The sequence below is a fragment of the Gordonia shandongensis DSM 45094 genome (assembly GCF_000423025.1).
In the GTDB taxonomy this organism is placed as follows: domain Bacteria; phylum Actinomycetota; class Actinomycetes; order Mycobacteriales; family Mycobacteriaceae; genus Gordonia; species Gordonia shandongensis.
Genome location: NZ_AUHE01000012.1, coordinates 30,238 through 48,867, shown reverse-complemented (window position 1 = coordinate 48,867; position 18,630 = coordinate 30,238). Strand labels below are relative to the sequence as shown.

Sequence of the window (18,630 nt, the reverse complement as noted above, 5' to 3'; positions counted from 1 at the left end):
CCGTGCACACGGGCCGTGAACGCCGAGGTCGTGCACAATGATGTCGTGATCGCGCCCGACCTCGTCGTCGACACCGGATACGGACCGCTTCGCGGCACCGGCACCGCCACCGCCGACCTCTGGCTCGGCGTCCCGTATGCGCAGCCGCCGGTCGGCCCGCTGCGGTGGCGCCACGCCCGGCCGCCGCGAGTGCGCAGAGAGATCACCGACGCCCGCAATCACGGACCGGTGTGCCCGCAGCCGGTGATGCCGGTGATCGATCTGGGGGCCGCGGCCGTCGCCAACGAGGACTGCCTGTACCTCAACGTCGGCACACCCCGCGGTGCCGCCGGGTCGGGGCGCTCGATGCCGGTCATGGTCTGGATCCACGGCGGCGCCTACCTGTGCGGGTCGGGATCGCAGCCGCTCTACGACCCGGGGTCGCTGGTCCAGTCGTCGGTCGCTCGTGGAACGCCGACGATCATCGTGACGGTGAACTATCGGATGGGGGCGTTCGGGTTCACCGACCTGCGGTCGATGTCGGCGGGCGGCGAACAGTTCGACGCGAACTGCGGTCTGTCGGACGTGATCGCGGCGCTGGCCTGGGTGCGGGACAACATCGCCGCGTTCGGCGGCGACCCCGGAAACGTCACGATCTTCGGGGAGTCGGCCGGCGCCGGCGTCGTCACGACCCTGCTGGCGTCGCCCGCCGCGCGCGGACTGTTCCACCGGGCGATCGCACAGAGCTCGCCGGCGACGACCGTGTACGACGCCGAACGCGGCGAGCGGTACGCGAACATGCTGCTGGCCGCCCTCGACCCCGACCACGTGAGTGCGGCTCGGCTCCGGGGAACCCCGGCGTACGACCTGGTCGCTGCGTCGTCGACCGTCTTCTCGTCGGTCCCGAACAGATTCCCCGGCACCATCGCGTACGCGCCCGTCGTCGACGGCGACCTGGTGCCGCGTGATCCCCTCGACGCCGTGGTGACCGGCGATGCACACCGGGTGCCGCTGCTGATCGGCACGAACCGTCACGAGACGTCGCTGTTTCGGTTCATGTCGACACCGCTCATGCCGGTTCGCGATCACGGGGTCGACGCGATGTTCACGCTCATCGGGCACGAGCGGCCCGCGTTGTCGATCCCCGCGCGTGACGAGCTCGGCGCCTCCTACGGGCATGTGCCGAGCGGGGCGCGCAGCATGGCGATCTCCCGCGACATCGGATTCCGGATGCCCGCACTGTGGATCACCGAATCGCACGCCCAGGTGGCGCCGGTCCACCTGTATCGCTTCGACTGGGCCACACCGCTGCTCCGCCTGCTCGGGTACGGGGCGGCACACGCCACCGAGGTGCCCTACGTGTGGGGGAATCCGGCGTCGAGCCGACGCGACCCGATGTACGCGCTCGGCGGCCGAGCGATCGGCGAACGGGTGCGCCGCCGCATGCAGTACCGGTGGCTCGGGTTCGCGGCCGACGGTGTGCCCGACACCGGCGACCCCGACGACGTCCGCTGGGACCCGTACGTGCCCGAACGGCACAGTTCACTGCTCATCGACGGTCCGACCGACTACGCGGCCGAGGGGATCGACGACCACCTGCTGCGGGCGTGGGGCGACGAAGTGCTCAGCTTCCGGTGAGCCGCCGCCCGGTCACGCCCGCCGCGACCGCCGGGAGAGTCCGACGATGCCGGTGATGAGCAGGCCGAGACCGACGAGCGCCACGACGAGCCCGCCGGCGATCCACCAGCCGAAGGCGCGCAGGAATCCCTCGAAGGGTGCGGGCGGCGCCACGTACACGTTCGCATCGGTGGCGCACTCGATGTGCTGGACACCGTCTCCCGTGGCGGTGATCCGCGCGAACGACCGGTAGTCGTGTCCGTGCGCCGAGATGCTCATGAACGAGTCGGCGACGGGGGTGATCTGAGCGGCGTCGCCGGTGAGGGTGCGTGCGTGGCAGAACTCGATGCCGACCTTGGAGATCTGATCGGCCTCCGCGAACAGGATCGCGGTGTCGCCGTCGTCGAGCCGGAGGTCGGCCGTCTCGATGGGGGTGATGTCGTCGCTGTACCGGACCGCCTGGCTCGCGGTGTGCACGGCGCCGCCGATCAGACCGCCGAGCGGGCCGCCCAGCAGCAGGAGCACGCCGAGGACGATCATGACGATGGGGCCGGTCTTCGAGCGCGGCGGATTCACGTGTGGCGCAGGGTTCGCGTACGGCACGGCCATGTCGGATCCTCTCGTCGCGGGTCGCAGGTGCGCCCGTTCCGACGATGCTAACTCCCGTCCGGTTCACAGGAAGTTCCCAGCAGTCTGCCAGTCGGGGCAGCGGTGCGCTGTGCACGCTGGAGGCATGACTTCTGCGGACGCACCGGCCCGAGTCCTCGTCGTCGACGATGAGGAGAACATCCGCGAACTGCTGTCGGTGTCGCTCAAATTCCAGGGCTACGAGGTGGTGACGGCCGCCGACGGGCCGCGCGCGATCGACGTGGTCCGCGGCTTCCGACCCGACGTGGTGGTCCTCGACGTGATGATGCCGGGGATGGACGGCTTCGGGCTGCTGCGGCGGCTGCGCGCCGACGGCGTCGACGCGCCCGCGCTGTTCCTGTCGGCCCGCGACTCGGTGGAGGACAAGGTCAACGGTCTGACCATCGGCGGTGACGACTACGTGACGAAGCCGTTCAGTCTCGAGGAGGTGGTGGCGCGACTCGCCGTGCTGCTGCGGCGCAGCGGGTTCGGCGAGGGACGCGACGCGACCACGCGCATCGTGTTCGCCGACATCGAACTCGACGAGGAGACGCACGAGGTGTTCAAAGCCGGTGACCTGGTGCCCCTGTCGCCGACGGAGTTCACCCTCCTGCGCTACTTCATGGTCAATGCGGGCACGGTGCTCTCGAAACCGCGGATCCTCGACCACGTGTGGAGCTACGACTTCGGGGGCGATGTGAACGTCGTCGAATCGTATGTCTCGTATCTGCGTCGCAAGATCGACACCGGGCCGACGCGCCTCATCCACACGCTCCGCGGCGTCGGATACGTGATGCGCGAGCCGCGCACGTGAACGCATCGCCGCCCGCCGCGCGGCGCGGTGTGCCGCTGCGCGTGTCGCTGGTGGCGCTGACGGCACTCCTGGTGGTCCTCGGCCTCGTCGCATCGGGGTTCGCGGTCACGTCCGCGATGCGCGGCAACCTCGTGTCGAGGACCGACGAGGGACTGCGGGACGCGATCAACGGGTGGGCGCGACCGGGCAACATCGGAACCGACCACGTGCAGCCGCCGGGACCGCAGCGGCCGCCGTCGCAGTATCTGGTGTCGACGACGATGCCCGGTGGCGTCACCGTGACCCTGAGCGACTTCTCCACCCGCCCCGACCTGGAGTCGCTCCCCGACGGGGACGCCGGGCCGACGACCGTCGCGTCGGTCGGCCACGGGCCGCGGTGGCGTGTGGTCAAACGGACCTCCGGAATCGGGGTCACCGTGGTCGCGGTCCCGCTCACCGACGTCGACGAGACGATGAGCCGCCTCATCTGGTTGCAGGTCGGCATCGGCGCCGTGGTGGTCCTGGTGATCGGCGTCCTGAGTTCGCTTCTGGTCCGCTCGAGTCTGCGCCCGCTGCGCCGGGTGGAGGAGACCGCGCACGCGATCGCCGGCGGCGATCTGCACCGGCGGGTGCCGACCGCACCGGAGAACACGGAGGTCGGCAGCCTCGGCAGGTCGATCAACGGGATGCTCGGACAGATCCAGCACGCATTCGCCGCAACCGCGCGCTCCGAACAGCAGGCGCGGCGGTCGGAGGAGAAGATGCGTCGTTTCGTCGCCGACGCCTCCCACGAGCTCCGGACTCCGCTGACGTCCATCAAGGGGTTCGCCGAACTGATGGCCATGGGCGCCGCCGACACGGACGACGCCGTCGCGCGCATCGGTTCGGAAGCCGACCGGATGAGTCTGCTGGTGGAGGATCTGCTGATGCTGGCGCGGCTCGATGCGCAGCGCCCCCTGAGTCGCGCAGACGTGGCGGTGGTGCCCCTGGTCGCCGATGCCGTGGAGGCGGCGCGCGCCGCCGCGCCCGGCCGCACCATCGAGATCGAGGTCGGTGACGACGTCGGCGATCCGCTGGTGAGCGGCGACCCGCCGCGTTTGACCCAGGTGGTGCGGAATCTCGTCGGCAACGCCCTGGTCCACGCGGGACCCGCCGCGAGTGTCGTCGTCCGGGTGCTCGCGACACGCGACGAGGTGACGGTGGTGGTCGCCGACGACGGACCCGGGATGGCGGCCGACGACGCGGCCCACGTCTTCGAACGCTTCTACCGCGGTGACGCGTCTCGGCACCGCAGCAGCGGCGGCTCCGGCAGCGGACTGGGGCTGTCGATCGTGGCGGCCCTGGTCGACGCCCACGGCGGCCGAGCCGGTGTCGACACCGCGCCGGGGCGGGGGGCCGCGTTCTGGTTCGTGCTGCCCCGCTCGGCCGTCGCATCGACTCCCTGACTCACCACCGGACGCCCGGCCCCGGGATCTCGACTCATACACGGTCCCGACTCCTACACGGTCTCGACTCCTACACTGTCTCGACTCATACACTGGGGTCATGCCTTCGGTTTTCACACACATCATCAACGGCGATCTTCCGGGCCGCTTCGTGTGGAAGGACGGCACGGCCGTCGCCTTCCTCACGATCGCGCCGGTCACCCCCGGCCACGTCCTGGTGGTGCCGCGCAAGGAGATCGACCACTGGGAGCAGATCGACACCCCGACCTTCACGCACGTCACCGAGGTGGCGCAGAAGATCGGCCGAGCGGTCAAGGACGCCTATGACGCCCCGCGGATGGGTCTGCTCGTCGCGGGCCTGGAGGTGCCGCACCTGCACGTCCACGTGTTCCCCGCGTACACGCTCGAATCGTTCGACCTCACCAAGGCCGAGCAGGATCCGTCGCCGGAGTCGCTCGACGATGCGGCACGGCGGATCCGGGCGTCCCTGGTGTCGTCGGGGTACGCGGAGAACGTCCCCGACGAGTGACGGTCGGCCCGCCCGACTCGACTCACGCCGTCTGGTGGATCACCAGCGGGAGCACGGCGTCGGCCCCGGCGTCGCGCAGTGCTGCGGCGGCGAGCGTGACCGGCCAGCCGCTGCCCGTCTCGTCGACCACCAGCAGCACGGCGCCGGTGACGGGCGGGACCGGCTCGAGGTGATCCCGCCAGTAGACGGCTTCGGTGGCGCCTGTCGCCTCGCGGCCCGGTCGAGTGCCGGCGCGGACGCCGAGCGGTCCCCCGGACCGCCGCCCGACCTCGCGGAGCCGGGTCGCCAGCGCTTCGGCGAGGTCACCGCCGGTGAGGTCGAGTGACACGATGAGATCGGGTCTGATGCCCGCCGCGCGCGTCCAGTCGGCGACGACGGACACGGCGGTGTCGGCGAGCGCGGCCCGCGCCTGCCCATCGCCGGACTTGGCCGCGTCGAGGACGTCCCGCCACTGGGGTGCGTCGGCGAAGGCCAGGACGCGTCCCGCCTCGGCCGTCGACTCCGCCGGGATCCGGCCGCGCGTCCCGAACTCGCCGCCCGGCCACATCTTCCGCGGTGCGAGGATCTGGGCGTCACGCCGCAGGACGGCGCCGATCGCGGCGAGGGTTTCGGGATCGGGCCGCAGCGCCAACCCCGGCGTCACCTCGCCGCGACACACCGAGCACTGTCCGCACTCCTGCGCCGCCGGATCGTCGAGCGACTCGGTGAGCAGGCGCATCAAGCACTTCTCACCGCGGATGAAGGCGCGCATGATGTCCGCTTCGCGGCGACGGACCGCGAGGACGCCCGCGTAGTGTTCGGCGTCGTAGGTCCACGGACGGCCGGTGGTCGACCACCCGTCGCTGGACCGTTCGACCGCGCCGTCGACGGCCAACTGTTTGCACATGAGTTCCACGCGGCCCCGTCGGATGCCGGTCTCCGCTTCGATGGCGGGCACGGTCATGGGGCCGGCCGCCTCGGCGAGGGTGGTCAGGAGCCGGTTCATCCGGTCGGGGTCGGGAATGGTCGCGGTCGCGAAGTGCTCCCAGACGGCGTCGTCGACGCGTGAGGCCAGCAGCATGACGATCGCCTCGTCGAGGGCACGCCCGGCACGACCGACCTGCTGGTAGTAGGAGACGGGGGACGGCGGCGAGCCGACGTGGACGACGAAGCCGAGGTCGGGCTTGTCGAAACCCATGCCGAGGGCGGAGGTCGCGACGAGCGCCTTCACTCGGCCCGCGAGCAGATCGTCTTCGCGGCGGGCCCGTTCGTCGGCGTCGAGTCCGCCCGTGTAGGACGCCACGGGCAGCTCGTCGCCGTGGACCGTCCGGATCGCCGTGACGAGGCGGTCGGCGTCGGCCACCGTCAGCACGTAGACGATCCCCGACCCGGGGAGCATCGGCAGTTCTTGGGCCACCCAGGCGTACCGCTCCAGTGGGGCGAGGTCGTCGATCACGTTCAGGTGCAGCGAGCGGCGGGCCAGGGGGCCGCGCAGGACCAGTGTGGCCTCGCCGAGTTGATCGGCGACGTCGTCGGTGACGCGGGCGTTCGCGGTGGCGGTCGTCGCGAGTACGGACGTCTGCGGGTTGAGGGTCTGCAGTACATCGGACACCCGCCGGTAGTCGGGCCGGAAGTCGTGGCCCCAGTCGGAGATCGCGTGCGCTTCGTCGATCACGACCAGGCCGAGGCGACCGGCCAGCGCGTCGAGGACCCGCCGACCGAAGCCGGGGTTCGCGAGACGTTCGGGTGAGACGAGCAGGACGTCGAGTGAACCGTCCAGGAGGGCGGCCTCCACGGCCGACCAGTCGTCGATGTTCGCCGAATGCACGGTCGCGGCGCGCAGTCCGCCGCGCGTGGCGGCGGCCACCTGGTCGCGCATCAGCGACAGCAGCGGCGAGACGATCAGGGTGGGGCCGCCGCCCGCGGCACGGATGACCGCTGTGGCCGCCCAGTAGACGGCCGACTTGCCCCAGCCGGTGGCTTGGACGACCAGGACGCGGGCGCCCGGTGTCGCGAGCGCTCCGACGGCGCGTTCCTGGTCGTCGCGCAATCGGGCGTCGGGACCGGCCAGTGAGGTGATGACGCGGTCGGCGACGGCCCGCTGATCGGGCGTCAGCGGTGCGTCCTGGGGCGGCTCGGAACTCGTCATGCCGCCACAGTATCGGCGCGGGCGGCAGTACCCTTCCCTGGTGACGATCTCCACCGCCCTGCGTCGGATGACCGGACGCGACCCCGCCGAGAACGACCGCGGTGCCAGCGACCTGGAGGTCTTCTACGACCTCGTCTTCGTCGTGGCGTTCTCCGTCGCCGGCACCCAGCTCGCCGAGTATCTCGCCGTCGGCCACTACCGTGCGGCGGTGGTCGGCTACTGCATCGCGACGTTCGCTGCGGCGTGGGCGTGGATCAACTTCGCGTGGTTCGCGTCGGCTTTCGACACCGACGACTGGGTGTACCGGCTGCTGACTCTGGTCCAGATGGTCGGCGTGGCGGTCATCGCGATCGGTCTGCCGCCGGTGTTCGCGTCCATCGACGCCAACGAGCACGTCGACCTCGCCGTCGTGGTGATCGGTTACATCGTGATGCGGCTCGGAATGATCGCCCAGTGGCTCCGTGCGGCGATCCAGGCTCCCGGCTTCCGTGCGACGGCGCTCACGTACGCCGTGATGACGATGGTCGCGCAGGTCGGCTGGGTGCTGGTCGCGGTGATCTCGATGACTCTGGTGCCCACCCTCGTCGCGATCGCGGTGTGCATGGTGGTGGAGTTGCTGGGGCCGGTGATCGCCGAGACGCGGTTCACCTGCACGCCGTGGCATCCCCGGCACATCGTGGAGCGTTATTCGACGCTGGTGGTGATCACCCTCGGCGAGGGTGTCGTCGGGACGGTCGCGGTGTTGCAGTCGACGATCGAACGGGTGGGGTGGAGCTTCCCGACGGCCGTCCTCGGGCTGTCCGCGATGGGCGTCACGTTCGCGATGTGGTGGCTGTACTTCCGGTTGGAGGTCGGCAAGCCGTTGGCCGATCATCCGGCCAAGTGTTTCCCGTGGGGGTACGGCAGCATGCCGATCGTCATCGGCTGCGCCGCGGTGGGGGCCGGCCTGCACGTGGTCGGCCTGTGGGAGGACGGGGAGGTCGTGATCTCCGAGCACGCGGTGTACGCCGCGGTCGCGATCCCGTTGGCCGTGTTCTGCCTGGGCACCATCGGCATGTACTACTACCTGGAGGGACCCGATGCGCGGATGCCGTCGATGGTCGCGCTGGCCGCCGTCCCCCTCGTCGCGGGACTGGTGATGACGGAGGTCGGCGTCGGCCTGCTCGTGTGCGTGGTGGTCGCCTGCCTCACTCCGGTGCTGCCGGTGCTGCTCGTGGAGGTCTCGCACCGGGTGCGGGGTACGCCGGCGGGGTGATCGACCGATCGACCGCGGGGTGATCGACCGCGGGGCACCCACTATCCTGATGACCGTGCGCGTACTCGTGATCGGCTCGGGCGGCCGCGAACATGCCCTGCTCCTCGGACTCGACCGTGACCCGTCGGTTTCGGAACTGCACGTTGCGCCCGGTAACGCGGGAACGGCGTCGGTGGCGACCAATCATGCGGTCGATGTCGCGTCGGCGGAGGCGGTCGTGGCCCTGGCCACCGAGATCGGCGCCGATCTGGTGGTGATCGGTCCGGAGGTTCCGTTGGTTCTGGGTGTGGCCGACGCGTTGCGTGCCGCGGGCGTCGACACGTTCGGCCCGGGGGCGCAGGCTGCACGGATCGAGGGGTCGAAGGCGTTCGCGAAGGATGTGATGGCGGCTGCCGGTGTGCGCACGGCGCGCGCCGAGACCGTCGACAATCCCGCCGACCTCGACGCGGCTCTCGACCGTTTCGGTCCGACCTGGGTGGTCAAGGACGACGGCCTGGCGGCGGGCAAGGGTGTCGTGGTGACGACGGATCGTTCGGCGGCCCGCGCTCACGCCGCCGACTGCCTGGAGAACGGTCACCCCGTGCTCTTGGAGAGTTTCCTCGACGGGCCCGAGGTGTCGCTGTTCTGCCTCGTGGACGGCGAGACCGTGGTCCCGTTGTTGCCGGCGCAGGACCACAAGCGAGTCGGTGACGGAGACGCCGGACCCAACACCGGCGGCATGGGGGCGTATGCGCCGCTGCCGTGGTTGCCCGACGAGATGACGCAACGCATCGTCGACGAGGTGGTCGCGCCGGTGGCCGCCGAGCTCTCGGCTCGGGGGATGCCGTTCAACGGACTGCTGTACGCGGGCCTGGCGATCGACGCAGAGGGGCCGGCCGTTGTCGAGTTCAACTGTCGTTTCGGTGATCCGGAGACTCAGGCGGTTCTCGAACTGATGGAGTCTCCGCTCGGTGAGGCGCTCGCGGCGACGGCGCGCGGAACGCTCGCCGACCTTCCGCCGTTGCGTTGGCACGACGGCGCCGCGGTGGTCGTGGTCCTTGCGGCCGAGAACTATCCGGGTCGTCCGCGGACGGGTGACCCGATCCGCGGCGCCGACGGCGAGGGGATCCTGCATGCCGGCACGGCGCGCGACGCCGACGGGACCGTGGTCTCCGCTGGCGGTCGCGTCCTGTCGGTGGTGGGTCGCGGTGACGATCTGGCAGGAGCACGCGCGCAGGCTTATGAACGGCTCGCCGGTGTGACGTTGGTGGGCGCCCATCACCGCACGGACATCGGGAAGGCCGCCGAGGACGGGCTCATCAGCATCTGACTCCGAGTGGCCGGTATGCCGACGGTCGGGCTCAGAAGGGCGGCGGGGCTCAGAAGGGCGGCAGGCCGTCGTCGGTGGAGTTGAGTGCGGCGAGTGCTTGGTCGGTTTCGCGGTGGCGGCGGTTGATGGCGCGTTGCTGCATTCGGTATCGGTGTTTGGCCTCCAGGCGGGTCCGTGTGCGTTTTGGTGCGTTCTCGGCGTGTCCGGTTGTTCGGCGTGTCGTGCCGGTTGGGGTGTTGTGGTCGCAGGGCAGGAGTCCGAGTTCGGGGAGGAGCCAGGTGTTGGCGGCCTGCCGGCGGATGGTGATGCCTTCGGGGGTGGTGAGCTCGGTCCAGATGGTGCCGTGGGCGTCGGTGATCTGGTCGTCGAGCCAGCCGCGGGTGTGGGTTTTCAGGCCGTGGTGGAAGCGGCATTTGGGGTTGAGGTTGCACGCGCACGTCGGCCCACCCGAACCCGGATCGGCGTGGTTGTATTCGGTGACATGATCCAGATCGCACCGCCACGCGGGTCGATCACAGCCGATCCAGGAGCACGTGCCGAACAACCCGCGCACCGCCGTGTCGAGGACGGCGGTGGGCCGATATGGATTGCCTCGCTGGGCGGTCCGGTCCAGGAGTTGCCCGAGGTCCAGGTCTCGAGTCGTCGCGTCGGGGCGTTTTGCTAGTTCTCGGACGTGGGCGGCGGAGATCGGTCCGTAGCCGTCCAGTACGGCGGGGGTGTCGGCGGTGCCGTCGAGGGTTTCTTTCCGGACCACGACGTGCAGGACGATGCTCGCACACCGGGCGGCCACATCGTGATCGGAGAGCTCAGCGGCACAATCGGCGCGTTGGCACGCACAGACGAACGGGGTGCCGGTCAGGCGGGCGACGGCCGCATCAGCACGTCGTTCTCCTTTGGTGCGCGGATCGTGGCGGCACACTCCGGCGATGACCGCATCGATGGTGTCCTTGCACAGCACCGCGTCTTCGGTGGAGGTGGTGATGAGCAGTTCGGAGACGGTGTCGGTCACCGGTGCGATAAGCACCTTCTTCTGGGCGCGGGTGTCCTCGCGGGTGGCAGTGACCGCATCCGGGTCGTGCGTGGCCACGACGTGGGCGATGGTGTTCTCCACCCGGCGTGCGGTCAGCCCACCGATGACCGTGAGACGGTGGGCGGCTTCGGTGTCGATGAACGCCAGGATGTCGGGGTCCTCGATGAGTGCGGTTTGTTCGATGGCGCGGCGGAACCAGAACGGCGTCAGGACCCCGTCGCGCAGGAGGCGGCCGATGGCCGGGATGCGGTCGAAGCAGGCGAGGGCCTCATCGACGAAGCGTTCGGCGGTGCACTGCCGCACCCCCGCTACGACGGCGTAGGAGGCGGCGATCTGACACAGCGGATCATAAAGCCGCGTGAACACATCGGTGTTCCCGGCAGCATCGGCGGTGGTGTTGGCGTCGGCGGCAGCATTCGCCTCGGCGATCCGGTCGCTGGCCAGGTCGTAGATGGCCCGATATCGGTGCCAGAGGACCAGTCCGTGGAAGGAGTCGGCGCGGGCGGCGAAGAGCATCATCGCCGCATCATCACGCCCAGCATCATCACGCCCAGCATCATCACACCCAGCATCATCACACCCAGCATCATCACCACCCGCTGCCCGCCCGGCCGCTCCAGCGGGCCGCGGGAGTCGGATCACCAACTCCTCATCGGTCACCGTCACCGACAGCTCCGCCAACTCACCGGGCCCACGCAACACCGGACCCGGCCCGGGGTTGCCCGGTCCGGGCGGCAAGATCATCGTCGCGGTCATGGCATCCTCCCCGAAACTCCCGATCACGTTCGCCGTATCTCGAACTCGTGTTCGATGATACTCGCGGGGTCGGACACGTCGAACAGGCGCGACGACAGATCAGCGTGCGAGATTGCGGCCGAGGAACTCGACCTGTTCGGGGAGCACCGACCGCCAGAACCGGTTGGTGTGGCCGCCCGCGGACGTCCCGAACGCGGCCGGTGGATGCAGGTCGGCCGCCCACTGGCGCGCATACGTGTAGAACTGGTCGGCCATGCCGATCGAGATCATCAGCGGAATCTTGCTGAACGCGTGCTGTTGACCGAACAGTGAATTGGCCGCGTAGTCGGCGTAGGAGTCGAACGCGCGGGGCGGAAAATTGTTGGGGTCGGCCCACATGGCCGGTGAGCTCACCGCGATCGCCGCGATCCGCGGGGCCCCGACCAGGGCGCCGATGCGCAGGGCTCCGTAACCGCCCATCGACCAGCCGTAGAGGCCGATCCGATCGGTGCGGACGTTGAGTTCCGGATTCTCGTCGAGCAGCGGGATGAACTCGTCGATGATCATCGCGGCGCCGTCCGCGCCGTCGGTGCGAGCGTGGAAGTAGTTGCGGCCCACGTCGACGCTGGCGACGGCGAACGGCGGGTTCCCGGCGTCCACGTACTGCTGCACCACGCCCTGGATGTTGAGGCCCTTGGTGAAGATGCTGCGCTCGTTGGTGTTGAGCGCGTGCGCCACGATGACCACCGGAAGTTCGCCCGTCACACCCTTCGGGCGGACGGCGGCCCATCGGGTGGGCCGTCCGGCCATCTTCTGGGAGACGAAACTGCCGGTGATGAGGTCCGGTTCGTCGGGGATCTCCTGCGGGGTGGTCGGGGTCGGTAGCTCGTCGTCGCCGCCGACGTCCGCGGCCTGGCTCGGCACCAGGGGTTCCTCGCTCGTGCAGGCGGCGACGCCGCCGAGCGCCGACAGGCCGACGACACCCGCAAGCAGGGACCGGCGGGAGACCGGGCTTCGGGTGGTGGCCGAACGATCGGCGAACGGAGAGGTGTCGTCGGTAGGCATTCCGATAACGGACTTTACCGCGCCCCACCCGCGGAGGCCGATTCGCGCCGCGTGTGCACCGTCAGGCGTCGGCGAGTCGCGTGTCGGGACAGGTGCACCGCTGGTCGGCCGGAACCTGGTCCATGACCTGGTCGACGTGCTCACCGCAGCCGTCCCAGGTGGTCTTTCCGCAGGCGGAGCAGGTGACGGGGAAACACATGCCGAGGTTCTCCTTCGTGGTCGCGGTCGTGGTCGCGGTCGCTCACGCGTGCAGCGACTCGATGGCGGCGGTGAGCAGGGTGGTGGCTTCGTCGGCGACGGGGGCCAGCGCCGGGTCGTCGGTGACGGTCACCATCAGGGCCGGATTCATGGCTTCGACGATGCTCCGTTCTGGTCGCTCGACGTCGGTGCGGACGACGACGTTACACGGCAGCAGCAGGCCGATCTGGCGGTCGGCGGTCACGGCTCGGTGGGCCAGGGTCGGGTTGCAGGCGCCGAGGATCACGTAGTCCTCGATCTCGGCGCCGATCTTCGTCCGCAGTGTCGAGGCCATGTCGATCTCGGTCAAGACGCCGAACCCCTGGTCCGCCAGGGCTTCTCTGGTGCGTGCGACGGCTTCGGGGAGCGGGGCGTCGATGGTGGTGGCGATGGCGAGGTTCACGGCCTCGTCTCCTTTCGGGTGGGTGGTGTGGGGCGGTGGTGCGAGGTGGTTCAGGCGAGGGAGAGGAAGAGCTTCTCCAGCGACTCCGCGTCGGGGCCGTCGCCGTCGGGGTCGGTGAGGCAGGAGCGCAGGTTGGTCGCGATGATCTTGAATCCCGCGCGATCGAGCGCCTTCGACACGGCGGCCAGTTGCGTGACCACCTCGTGGCAGTCGCGTTCGTCTTCGATCATCGCGATGACTCCCGCCAGCTGGCCGTGGGCGCGGCGCAGTCTGTTCACGATCGCCGTGCGTGCCGGGTCCGTTGTCACCGGAGTGCCCTTTCGCTCGTCTTCCGGTACTTCCCCGACTATACCCCTGGGGGTATAATTCGTGCCAGGATGCGGCCACAGACCGGGTGCAGCGTTTTCGCTGGGCCGTGCGAGCGGCACTACACTGCCTAAGCGTGGGTAAACCTGCTATCAGCAACGTCCTCGCCGGCCGCTACGCCTCCGCAGACCTCGCAGAGATCTGGTCGCCGAGCAACAAGATCATCCTGGAGCGGCGACTCTGGATCGCCGTGATGAAGGCGCAGCGCGAGTTGGGTATCGATGTGCCCGCCGACGCCGTCACCGCATACGAGCGGGTGGTCGACGATGTCGATCTCGACTCGATCGCCGCCCGCGAGCGGGTCACCCGGCACGACGTCAAGGCTCGGATCGAGGAGTTCAACGATCTCGCCGGGCACGAACACATCCACAAGGGCATGACGAGCCGCGACCTCACCGAGAACGTGGAGCAGTTGCAGATCCTGCTGTCACTGCACCATGTGCGGGACCATGCGATCGCCATGCTCGCGCGGATCACCGAGCGTGCCGCCGCGTACTCGACCACGGTGATGGCCGGCCGCAGTCACAACGTGGCCGCGCAGGCGACGACCCTCGGCAAACGGTTCGCCTCGGCGGCCGACGAGCTGATGGCGGCCCTCACCCGGCTCGACGAACTCATCGCCCGCTACCCGCTCCGCGGGATCAAGGGGCCGATGGGGACCAGTCAGGACATGCTCGACCTGCTCGACGGTGACGCCGCCAGACTCGACCGTCTCGAGGAGGCGATCGCCGCGCATCTCGGCTTCGCGCATTCGTTGACGTCGGTGGGGCAGGTGTATCCGCGGTCGCTCGACTACGACGTGGTCTCCGCGCTGGTCCAGTTGGCGGCCGGACCGTCGTCGCTGGCGACCACGATCCGGCTCATGGCCGGGCACGAACTGGTCACCGAGGGATTCCAGCCGGGCCAGGTCGGCAGTTCGGCGATGCCGCACAAGATGAACACCCGCAGCTGCGAACGGGTCACCGGACTCGCGGTGATCCTGCGCGGCTACGCGTCGATGACCGGCGAACTGGCCGGTGCGCAGTGGAACGAGGGCGACGTGTTCTGCTCGGTCGTCCGCCGTGTCGCGCTGCCCGACGCATTCTTCGCGATCGACGGTCTCACCGAGACGTTTCTCACCGTCCTCGCGGAGTTCGGTGCGTATCCCGAGGTCATCGCGAACGAACTCGACCGCTATCTGCCGTTCCTGGCGACCACCAAGGTTCTCATGGCGTCGGTGCGGGCCGGTGTCGGCCGTGAGACGGCGCACGAGGCGATCAAGGAGAACGCCGTCGCCGTCGCGCTCGCGATGCGGGAGGAGGGGCGTGAGCCGGATCTCCTCGACCGGCTCGCCGCCGACGACCGGATCCCGCTCGACCGTGCCCGGCTCGATGAGCTGATCGCCGACAAGACGGCGTTCGTCGGTGCCGCCGAAGCGCAGGTCGCGCAGGTGATCGCCGATGCGGCGGCCTGGATCGACGCCCGTCCCGACGCCGCGGCCTACAGCCCGGCCCCCATCCTCTGACGCACCGGGAGTGACCATCATGCGACCTGATCTCGCCGAGTACACGCATATCGCGTCCGGCAAGGTGCGCGACATCTACCGGATCGACGAGGGCACCCTGCTGCTCGTGACGTCCGACCGGATCTCCGCGTACGACTTCGTTCTTCAGACCCCGATCCCCGACAAGGGCCGTATCCTCACGGCCGCCAGCTTCTTCTGGTTCGACTACCTAGGGGTGCCCGATCATCTCGCGGGCGGCCCCGCCGACGAGCGGATCCCGGCCGACCTGGTGGGGCGTTCGATGGTGGTGCACGCGCTGCCGATGGTTCCGGTGGAGTGTGTGGCCCGCGGCTATCTCACCGGGTCGGGGCTGGCGGATTACACGGCGACGGGGGCCGTGTGCGGGGTGACGCTGCCCGCCGGACTGGGGGAGGCCGACAGGCTGCCCGAACCGATCTTCACCCCGGCGACGAAGGCCGCTGTGGGTGATCACGACGAGAACGTGAGCTTCGAGCATGTCGCGGAGACGGTCGGCGCCGACCTCGCGGCAGATCTGCGGGCGACGACCCTCGACGTCTACCGGCGGGCCGCCGATCTCGCCGCCGAACGGGGGATCATCTTGGCCGACACGAAGTTCGAGTTCGGGCAGGCGGCGGACGGATCGCTGGTCCTCGCCGACGAGGTGCTGACGCCCGATTCGTCGCGGTACTGGGACGCCACCGTCTACCGGCCCGGGGAGGTGCAGCCGAGTTTCGACAAGCAGATCGTCCGCAACTGGCTCACCGGTCCCGACTCCGGTTGGGATCGGGCCGGGGAGGCCCCGCCGCCCGCCCTGCCCGACGATGTGGTGATGCGGACGCGCGCCCGCTACATCGAGGCGTACGAGCGGATCTCGCAGCTCAGCTTCGACGACTGGCCGGACCGTGCCCATGTCTGAGTCGACTCCGCCGGTCGCGAAGAAGGTGCCGGCACCGCGGACCCATCACGGTGACACCGTCGTCGACGAGTACGAGTGGTTGCGCGACAAGGACGATCCGGAGGTCATCGAGTACCTGCGCGCCCAGAACGCGTACACGGAGGCGCAGACGGCGTCGTTGGCCGATCTGCGGTCGGACATCGTCGCCGAGATCCGCAGTCGGACACAGGAAACCGACATGAGCGTGCCGACACGTAGCGGCCGCTACTGGTATTTCACCCGCACCACCGAGGGGCTCGACTATGCGACGCGCTGTCGTGCCCCGATCGCGGGCGACGACGACTGGACGCCGCCGGAGGTGACGATCGACGAGCGTCTCCCGGGGGAGGAGATCCTCCTGGACTCCAACGCCGAGGCGAAGGGGCACGACTTCTTCAGCCTGGGCGCCCTGTCGGTGAGCCACGACGGCCGCTGGCTCGCGTACAGCACCGATGTCGTCGGCGACGAGCGGTACACGCTGCGGATCAAGAACCTGGAGACCGGCGAGGTGCTGCCGGATGTGATCCCGGAGACGGCCGGCGGTGCGATCTGGTCGCTCGACGCGCGTTACGTCTTCTATCTCACGGTCGACGACGCCTGGCGTCCCGACACGGTGTGGCGGCACGAGGTGGGCGCCGACGTGCCCGACGTCCGCGTCTATCACGAACCCGATGAACGGTACTGGGTCGGCATGGGGACCACGCTCAGCGACGAGTACCTGGTGATCGGGGTGGGGTCGAAGATCACCGCGGAGGTGTTGGTGCTGCGTGCGGACGACCCGACGGGGGAGTTCGTCAGCATCACCGGGCGCGTGGAGGGCGTCGAGTACTCGCTGGAGCATGCGAAGATCGACGGCCGCGACTACTTCGTCGTCGTGCACAACGAGGAGCGCGACGGGGTCAAGGCCGTCGACTTCGCGGTCGACGTCGTTCCGGTCGACGATCCGTCGGCGCGGCGGGAGATGATCGGGCACGATCCGGCTCGCCGGATCGAGGACGTCGACTGTTTCCGCGACTATCTGGTTCTCAGTTACCGGGAGGGCGCGGTGCCGCGGGTGGCGATCGCGGACCTGCGTCGGATCGACGGTTTCCCGTCGATCGACGATTTCGTGGAGGTCCGGTTCGACCAGGAGTTGGCGTCGGCGGGGCTGGGGGCCAATGCGGAGTGGTCGGCGCCGATCCTGCGGATCGGTTACACGAGCTTCGTCGACCCGATCGAGGTGATCGACCTCGATGTCGCGACCGGCGAGCGGACGTTGCTGCGCAGGCAGCCGGTCCTCGGCGGCTACGACAAGGACGCCTACACGGCGGTCCGCGAATGGGCGGTGGCCGCCGATGGGACGCGGGTGCCGGTGTCGTTGGTGTACCGCCGTGACCTGGATCGTTCGCGGCCCGCACCGTTGCTGCTGTACGGGTACGGATCGTATGAGACCTGTCTGGACCCGGGGTTCTCCGTGTCACGGCTGTCGCTGCTCGATCGCGGTGTGGTCATGGCTTTCGCGCATGTCCGCGGCGGCGGCGAGATGGGCCGGCTGTGGTACGAGCACGGCAAGACACTCACCAAGAAGAACACCTTCACCGATTTCGTCGACGTCGCGCGGCATCTCCTCGACCGTGGGTGGACGTCGCCGCAGCAGATGGTGGCCGAGGGCGGCAGCGCCGGCGGTCTGCTGATGGGGGCGGTGCTCAATCTGGCGCCCGAACTGTTCAACGGTGTGCTGGCGGCGGTGCCGTTCGTGGATGCGTTGAACTCGATCCTCGATCCGTCGCTGCCGCTGACGGTGATCGAGTGGGACGAGTGGGGCGACCCGCTTCACGATCCCGAGGTGTACCGGTACATGAAGTCGTACACGCCGTACGAGAATGTGGAGCCGCGTGACTATCCGGCGATTCTCGCCGAGACGTCGTTGAACGACACCCGCGTGCTGTTCACCGAGGCGGCGAAGTGGGTGGCCCGGCTGCAGGAGGTCTCGACGTCCGGCAATCCGATCATGCTGAAGACCGAGATGTCCGCCGGGCACGGCGGTGTCAGCGGTCGGTACAAGCAGTGGGAGGAGACCGCTTTCGAACTGGCGTGGATCCTGCAGCAGACCGGCGCGCTCGGCTGATCCGACTAGTCTGATCCGACTAGTCTGATCCGTCTCGGCTGATCCGACTCGGCTGATCCGTCCAGAATCGTCACAGTCGGCGGTGATGGTCGTGGCGATACTCCTCGTATGAGGAGTTCACGCGTGATCGGTGCGGTGGTGTCGGCGGTGGTCGTTCCGGCCGCGATGGTCGGTCTGACGGCGGTGGGCGGCGGTCCGGCGCGCGCAACCGGTCCGCCCGAGCCGAATCTGACCCTGAACATCGACTGGGGCGGCGGCGCTTTTCCGCACTACACGATGCTCGGATCCGACGGGACGCTGATGGACGGGGGAGTCCTGTACCTGGCACCGACGATCCGGCCGCTGCTGGTGACGATCGTTCTGGACACCAATCCGTTCGATCACCGGTGCGCCACGGGCAGGGTGCGGCTGGAACGGCGCGACGGCGGGATCGAGGCCCACGACGTGGCCGCCTGCTCGTTGGTGAACGCCGCCATCGGCTTCGCGGAGCGGCCGTCGTCGTCCTATCGCGGCGTGTGCGCGACGTCGGGACGAGTATGGCAGTGCCCCCGCCGTTCCTGACCCCCG

Annotated in this window: 17 protein-coding genes; 10 read left to right on the top strand and 7 right to left on the bottom strand. The window is 69.3% G+C overall.

What is annotated here, in order from left to right:
- The first annotated feature begins 45 nt into the window (after positions 1-45).
- A complete protein-coding gene (locus tag G528_RS0111295; RefSeq protein ID WP_026919062.1) occupies positions 46-1,617 on the top strand; it encodes a carboxylesterase/lipase family protein in 1,572 nt (523 codons plus the stop codon).
- A gap of 12 nt (positions 1,618-1,629) precedes the next feature.
- On the opposite strand, the gene G528_RS0111290 is transcribed toward G528_RS0111295, so the two are convergent.
- Entirely contained in the window at positions 1,630-2,205 is a 576-nt protein-coding gene (locus G528_RS0111290; RefSeq protein ID WP_156890428.1) for a hypothetical protein, read from the bottom strand.
- 124 nt (positions 2,206-2,329) lie between these two features.
- Here G528_RS0111290 and G528_RS0111285 point away from each other — a divergent pair, with 124 nt between their 5' ends.
- From G528_RS0111285 to G528_RS0111275, 3 genes are all read left to right on the top strand, one after another.
- The gene (locus G528_RS0111285; protein WP_026919060.1) at positions 2,330-3,037 is read left to right on the top strand and encodes a response regulator transcription factor; all 708 of its coding nucleotides are present in this window, start codon (positions 2,330-2,332) and stop codon (positions 3,035-3,037) included.
- A complete protein-coding gene (locus G528_RS0111280) occupies positions 3,034-4,461 on the top strand; it encodes a sensor histidine kinase (protein WP_026919059.1) in 1,428 nt (475 codons plus the stop codon). Before G528_RS0111285 ends, G528_RS0111280 begins: the two co-directional genes overlap by 4 nt.
- Before the next feature lie 100 nt (positions 4,462-4,561).
- Complete coding sequence (locus tag G528_RS0111275; protein ID WP_026919058.1) at positions 4,562-4,990, top strand: HIT family protein; 429 nt, start codon at positions 4,562-4,564, stop codon at positions 4,988-4,990.
- A gap of 22 nt (positions 4,991-5,012) precedes the next feature.
- Here the strand turns inward: G528_RS0111275 and G528_RS0111270 are convergent, their stop codons facing one another.
- The gene (locus tag G528_RS0111270) at positions 5,013-7,118 is read right to left on the bottom strand and encodes a DEAD/DEAH box helicase (protein ID WP_026919057.1); all 2,106 of its coding nucleotides are present in this window, start codon (positions 7,116-7,118) and stop codon (positions 5,013-5,015) included.
- A 40-nt stretch (positions 7,119-7,158) separates the two neighbouring features.
- Here G528_RS0111270 and G528_RS0111265 point away from each other — a divergent pair, with 40 nt between their 5' ends.
- Positions 7,159-8,373 carry a low temperature requirement protein A gene (locus G528_RS0111265; RefSeq protein ID WP_342663118.1) on the top strand — a complete coding sequence of 405 codons (1,215 nt, stop codon included), beginning with the start codon at positions 7,159-7,161 and terminating at the stop codon, positions 8,371-8,373.
- Positions 8,374-8,428: 55 nt separating this feature from the next.
- Positions 8,429-9,682, top strand: a complete 1,254-nt coding sequence (gene purD / locus G528_RS0111260; RefSeq protein ID WP_211220631.1) for a phosphoribosylamine--glycine ligase — start codon at positions 8,429-8,431, stop codon at positions 9,680-9,682.
- 49 nt (positions 9,683-9,731) lie between these two features.
- On the opposite strand, the gene G528_RS17295 is transcribed toward purD, so the two are convergent.
- The 5 genes from G528_RS17295 to G528_RS0111235 form a co-directional block, all read right to left on the bottom strand.
- Complete coding sequence (locus tag G528_RS17295; RefSeq protein WP_245569748.1) at positions 9,732-11,468, bottom strand: DUF222 domain-containing protein; 1,737 nt, start codon at positions 11,466-11,468, stop codon at positions 9,732-9,734.
- Positions 11,469-11,567: 99 nt separating this feature from the next.
- Positions 11,568-12,512 carry an alpha/beta hydrolase gene (locus G528_RS0111250; RefSeq protein WP_026919054.1) on the bottom strand — a complete coding sequence of 315 codons (945 nt, stop codon included), beginning with the start codon at positions 12,510-12,512 and terminating at the stop codon, positions 11,568-11,570.
- Between the two features lie 61 nt (positions 12,513-12,573).
- Positions 12,574-12,711, bottom strand: a complete 138-nt coding sequence (locus tag G528_RS18645; protein ID WP_169515261.1) for a hypothetical protein — start codon at positions 12,709-12,711, stop codon at positions 12,574-12,576.
- A gap of 42 nt (positions 12,712-12,753) precedes the next feature.
- Positions 12,754-13,152, bottom strand: a complete 399-nt coding sequence (locus G528_RS0111240; RefSeq protein ID WP_026919053.1) for a DUF302 domain-containing protein — start codon at positions 13,150-13,152, stop codon at positions 12,754-12,756.
- A gap of 50 nt (positions 13,153-13,202) precedes the next feature.
- A complete protein-coding gene (locus G528_RS0111235) occupies positions 13,203-13,460 on the bottom strand; it encodes a metal-sensitive transcriptional regulator (protein WP_026919052.1) in 258 nt (85 codons plus the stop codon).
- 134 nt (positions 13,461-13,594) lie between these two features.
- Here G528_RS0111235 and purB point away from each other — a divergent pair, with 134 nt between their 5' ends.
- The 4 genes from purB (at position 13,595) to G528_RS0111215 (ending at position 18,624) form a co-directional block, all read left to right on the top strand.
- Positions 13,595-15,022 carry an adenylosuccinate lyase gene (purB, locus tag G528_RS0111230; protein WP_026919051.1) on the top strand — a complete coding sequence of 476 codons (1,428 nt, stop codon included), beginning with the start codon at positions 13,595-13,597 and terminating at the stop codon, positions 15,020-15,022.
- Positions 15,023-15,041: 19 nt separating this feature from the next.
- Positions 15,042-15,938 (top strand): phosphoribosylaminoimidazolesuccinocarboxamide synthase, encoded by an 897-nt coding sequence (locus G528_RS0111225; RefSeq protein WP_026919050.1) that lies wholly within the window; start codon positions 15,042-15,044, stop codon positions 15,936-15,938.
- Entirely contained in the window at positions 15,931-18,063 is a 2,133-nt protein-coding gene (locus G528_RS0111220; protein WP_026919049.1) for a S9 family peptidase, read from the top strand. The genes G528_RS0111225 and G528_RS0111220 overlap by 8 nt, the downstream gene beginning before the upstream one ends.
- Before the next feature lie 108 nt (positions 18,064-18,171).
- Positions 18,172-18,624, top strand: a complete 453-nt coding sequence (locus tag G528_RS0111215) for a hypothetical protein (RefSeq protein ID WP_156890427.1) — start codon at positions 18,172-18,174, stop codon at positions 18,622-18,624.
- Positions 18,625-18,630 lie beyond the last annotated feature (6 nt).

Excerpts from the sequence above, each read along its gene's own strand:
- G528_RS18645 (WP_169515261.1), bottom strand. The coding sequence starts at position 12,711 with ATGTGTTTCCCCGTCACCTGCTCCGCCTGCGGAAAGACCACCTGGGAC.
- G528_RS0111225 (WP_026919050.1), top strand. The coding sequence starts at position 15,042 with ATGCGACCTGATCTCGCCGAGTACACGCATATCGCGTCCGGCAAGGTG.
- G528_RS0111290 (WP_156890428.1), bottom strand. The coding sequence starts at position 2,205 with ATGGCCGTGCCGTACGCGAACCCTGCGCCACACGTGAATCCGCCGCGC.
- G528_RS0111220 (WP_026919049.1), top strand. The coding sequence starts at position 15,931 with ATGTCTGAGTCGACTCCGCCGGTCGCGAAGAAGGTGCCGGCACCGCGG.
- G528_RS0111270 (WP_026919057.1), bottom strand. The coding sequence starts at position 7,118 with ATGACGAGTTCCGAGCCGCCCCAGGACGCACCGCTGACGCCCGATCAG.
- G528_RS0111285 (WP_026919060.1), top strand. The coding sequence starts at position 2,330 with ATGACTTCTGCGGACGCACCGGCCCGAGTCCTCGTCGTCGACGATGAG.
- G528_RS0111250 (WP_026919054.1), bottom strand. The coding sequence starts at position 12,512 with ATGCCTACCGACGACACCTCTCCGTTCGCCGATCGTTCGGCCACCACC.
- G528_RS0111275 (WP_026919058.1), top strand. The coding sequence starts at position 4,562 with ATGCCTTCGGTTTTCACACACATCATCAACGGCGATCTTCCGGGCCGC.
- G528_RS0111215 (WP_156890427.1), top strand. The coding sequence starts at position 18,172 with ATGAGGAGTTCACGCGTGATCGGTGCGGTGGTGTCGGCGGTGGTCGTT.
- G528_RS17295 (WP_245569748.1), bottom strand. The coding sequence starts at position 11,468 with ATGACCGCGACGATGATCTTGCCGCCCGGACCGGGCAACCCCGGGCCG.